The organism is Arthrobacter sp. TB 26, assembly GCF_000427315.1.
Classification (GTDB): domain Bacteria; phylum Actinomycetota; class Actinomycetes; order Actinomycetales; family Micrococcaceae; genus Arthrobacter.
Genome location: NZ_AUPJ01000254.1, coordinates 1 through 3,924 on the forward strand (window position 1 = coordinate 1; position 3,924 = coordinate 3,924).

The following is a 3,924-nucleotide window of genomic DNA, read 5'->3' on the forward strand; positions in this document are numbered from 1 at the left end:
CCCGGTGCTTGCCGGTTCGTGACGCTTTTCGAAGGTTCGGAACGTCAGAAACCGGCGCGGGAACTAACCCCCGATTTTGGTCTTGATGCTGGCAGCCATCTTGGCCCAGTCGGCAGCCGGGTCGCCCTGGCCCTTGATCAGGGCGAGCTCGGTGGCTCCCCAGTCAGCCCAGACGGCGCTCATTTCCGGGATGGCCGGCATCGGGACGCCGGTGGCACCGATCTTGCCGAAGGCTGCGACGACGGGATCGCTGGCGGCCTTCTCGAAGGATGACTTCAGCGCCGGCGGACGGCCTCCGGCCTTGTACATGGAGTCCTGGGCTGCCTCGGAGGTGAGGTAGTTGGTCACGAACTCGTTGGTGGCCAGGGCGTTGGCGCTCTTGGCGCTGATGAAGAAGCCGTTGACACCGATGAACGGCTGGGCCGGTTTGTCACCGGCGGTCGGCAGCGCGTCGACGGCGAACTTGATGCCCGTCTTCTGCACGTCCGGCACGTTCCACGGGCCCGTCAGGAAGTACGGGGACTCGCCGGCCAGGAACTTCTCCTTGGCGATGTCTCCGGTGATGTTGGAGTTGATGATCTTCTCGCCGGCATCGCCCCAGGCGGCCAGCTTCTTGGCGAACTCAACACCGGCGGCGTCGCCGATCAGGAGCTGCTTGGGATCGTAGCCGCCGTCGGCAGCCAGGCCGAAGACCTGCGAACCCATGGAGGCCTGCAACGGGTACAGGTGGTAGGGATCGCCCTGCTTGGGATCCATGCCGACCAGGAAGGGGAACTTGGCCTTGCCGTCCGCGACAGCCTTTTTGCCGCTGGAGATGACCTCGTCGAAGGTCTTGGCGGCCGCGGGCACCATGTCGGTGTTGCGCAGCAGCGCGATGTTCTCGATGGCGTATGGAACGCCGTAGACGGAACCGTTGAAGGTCATGGCCTTGACGGCGGAGTCCTGGAAGCCGGACTTCTTGTCGCCGAGTTCAACCGGGGCGATGACGCCGTTCTGGACGAACTTGCCGACCCAGTCGTGCGGGCCGACGATCAGGTCCGGGCCCTTGCCCGTGGGGACCTGGGTGATGAAGTCGTCGCGGACTGCGGCGAAGTCCTTGACCACGAGCTTCACTTCGATGCCGGTGTCAGCCTGGAACTTGGCGGTGATGTCCTTCAGCGCGGGTGAGCGCTCGGCATCAACCCACATGGTGATGGTGCTGGCCCCGGAGGCCTTGAGATCCGGTTTGGCAGTGGCGGTTGCCGGGGCGGTGGCTGCTGCGCCGCCGCAGGCGCTCAGTGCCAGCGCGGCAACTACGGAGATTGCACCGGCCGTGAATACGCGGCGGCTGGTCCCGGTTGTGAGGGTGTTCTGCACCTTCATTGGTGTCCCTTTCATGAATCCTGCATCCACGCTGAAGGCCCTGTCGGAAGGCTCTGGTGAAGAGTCCGAGGCCCGGTGGCATCGTCGGTGATGTGGCTCACAGCTGCAAGCGCTTCCAAAGTACACGTTGACGAGGACTTTGAAAAGTCACACTACTGGCGGGTAACAGCCAGGGTCGAATCAGCTCCAGCCGCCGGCGGCAACCGGGCAGGGCCGCACTTCAAGGCACTGGCGGGGCGCAGGGCCGAAGGAGGTTCCTGCGCCGGCAGGAAACGGCGCGCCACGCTTACGGCTGGAAGCGTTTTCAATTTGGCCGGTTCACCTTTACTATTACCGGCATGTCCGTTGACTCAGCACTTACCCTTCCCGCCGAACTGGCCGGGACCCTGGCCGGCCCCCTGACGCCGGTGCACGCCGCAGATCACCTCCCCGGCTGGTGGCGTTCAGCCGTCATCTACCAGGTGTACCCGCGTTCTTTCCGGGACCTCAACGGGGACGGCATCGGCGACCTCGCCGGGATCACTGCTGAACTCCCGAAGCTGGCCGAACTGGACATCGACGCCGTCTGGCTGTCACCGTTCTACCGCTCACCGCAGCGCGACGCCGGCTACGACGTCAGCGACTACTGCGACGTCGACCCCCTGTTCGGCACACTGGCGGACTTCGACGCCATGATGGCCGAGGCCACGCGTCTGGGCCTGCGGCTGATCGTCGACCTCGTCCCCAACCACTGCTCGGACCAGCACGTCGCCTTCCGGGCCGCCCTGGCCGCGCCTGCCGGCAGCCCGGAACGCGACATGTTCATTTTCCGCGACGGCCAGGGGCAGTTCGGCGAGGAGCCGCCGAACAACTGGGAGTCCCACTTCGGCGGCCCGGCCTGGACCCGGATCACTGAGCCGGACGGCACCCCGGGCCAGTGGTACCTGCACCTGTTCGACACCTCCCAGCCGGACTTCAACTGGGACAACGACGCCGTCCACGAGGAATTCGAACGGGTCCTCCGCTTCTGGCTGGACCGCGGCGTCTCCGGCTTCCGGGTGGACGTGGCCCATGCCCTGGTTAAGGCCCCGGGTCTGCCGGCATGGGGCGGCCGCGCCGACGGCAACAGCTGCGACGGTTTCCCCGGCCATGACGCGCCGATGTTCGGCCAGCCTGCACTGCACGACATCTACCGCAAGTGGCGGCGGATCCTGGCCGAATACGGCCCGGACCGCATCCTCTGCGCCGAAGCAAACGTGGACCCGCTCCCCCGCCTGGCCGACTGGGTCCGGCCGGACGAAATGCACCAGGCCTTCAACTTCCCGTACCTGCATGCGGGCCTGGACGTCCACCGCATGCGCGGCGTCATCACCGAGTCCCTGACAGCGCTCGACTCCGTCGGCGCACCCAGCACCTGGGTACTCTCCAACCACGACGTGGTCCGGCACGCCACCCGTTTCGGCTACGACGGCCACGCACCGTGCGACGGGGACGGGATCGGCAGCTTCGACCCGCAGCCGGACGAGGCCCTGGGCCGATCCCGGGCCGCGGCCGCCTCCATGTTCATGCTCGGCCTGCCCGGCGGCGCCTACCTTTATCAGGGCGAAGAGCTTGGCCTGCCCGACGGAATCGACATCCCGGACAACCAGCGGCAGGACCCCACGTTCGCCCGCACCGGCGGCGAACGGCTTGGCCGCGACGGCTGCCGCGTGCCGCTGCCCTGGCGTGCCGCCGAGCTCCACACCGGATTCGGCAACGGAGCGGCACCCTGGCTTCCGCAGCCTGCCAGCTTCGCCGGACTGGCGCGGGATGTCCAGGCCGCGTCGCCGTCGTCGCACCTTAACCTCTACCGGCGCATGCTTGCCGCACGGCGCGAGCTGGGACTCGGGCAGGGTTCACTCGCCTGGGCCGAGGACTGGTGCACGGACACCTGCCTGGCGTACGTGAACGGCACCACCTTGGTGCTGCTCAACGCGGGGAGGGAGACCGTGGAACTGCCGCCCGGACGGGTCCTGCTGCGCAGCTCCCAGGGCTACGCAGAGGCCGGTCTCGAGTCATCTGAACTGCCTTGCTCCGGGCATCGGTTAGGCTCAGGGGAAACTGTTTGGCTGGAAATCTACATCGAGGACGCGGAGAGCTAAGAATGCCCGGCATCAAGGACGTCGCTGAGCGCGCTGGCCTCTCCATAGCCACCGTTTCGCGGGCCTTGAGCGGCAAAGGGAATGTCTCGGCCCGCAGCCGTGAGCTCGCCCAGACTGCCGCAGCCGAGCTCGGTTTCGTCCTCTCGTACCACGCCTCGAGCCTTGCCTCCGGGCGGAACCACAACGTGGGCGTTGTGGTTCCGTCCGTGCACCGCTGGTTCTTTTCCTCGGTGGTGGAGGGAGTCTCGGCAACCCTGCTGGACGCGGGGTACGATCTCACGCTCTACAACGTCAGCGAGGGGCAGGAACGCCGGCACAGCGTGCTGAACGACTTCCTGCTGCGCAAGCGGGTGGATGCGGTGATTGCGGTGTCACTGGAGCTCAGCGAGGCTGAGATCCAGCAGCTGCTCGCGATCCACCGGCCCATCGTCGGGATCGGCGG

2 protein-coding genes and 1 pseudogene (1 of these 3 only partly in view) are annotated in these 3,924 nt (G+C 66.8%); 2 read left to right on the forward strand and 1 reads right to left on the reverse strand.

The genetic code is table 11. The features are described 5' to 3' along the window. Window positions 1-63: 63 nt before the first annotated feature. Complete coding sequence (locus K789_RS0109265) at window positions 64-1,362, reverse strand: sugar ABC transporter substrate-binding protein (protein WP_024366519.1); 1,299 nt, start codon at window positions 1,360-1,362, stop codon at window positions 64-66. 338 nt (window positions 1,363-1,700) lie between these two features. Between K789_RS0109265 and K789_RS0109270 the strand changes: the two genes are divergently transcribed. Together K789_RS0109270 and K789_RS22725 are read left to right on the forward strand one after the other, a co-directional pair. Beyond that, entirely contained in the window at window positions 1,701-3,482 is a 1,782-nt protein-coding gene (locus K789_RS0109270) for a glycoside hydrolase family 13 protein (protein WP_024366520.1), read from the forward strand. Between the two features lie 2 nt (window positions 3,483-3,484). Then, window positions 3,485-3,924 (forward strand): annotated as a pseudogene (locus K789_RS22725) (LacI family DNA-binding transcriptional regulator); it runs 582 nt beyond the window's last position.

Coding starts and splice junctions, on each gene's coding strand:
- K789_RS0109265 (WP_024366519.1), bottom strand. CDS start 1,362: ATGAAGGTGCAGAACACCCTCACAACCGGGACCAGCCGCCGCGTATTC.
- K789_RS0109270 (WP_024366520.1), top strand. CDS start 1,701: ATGTCCGTTGACTCAGCACTTACCCTTCCCGCCGAACTGGCCGGGACC.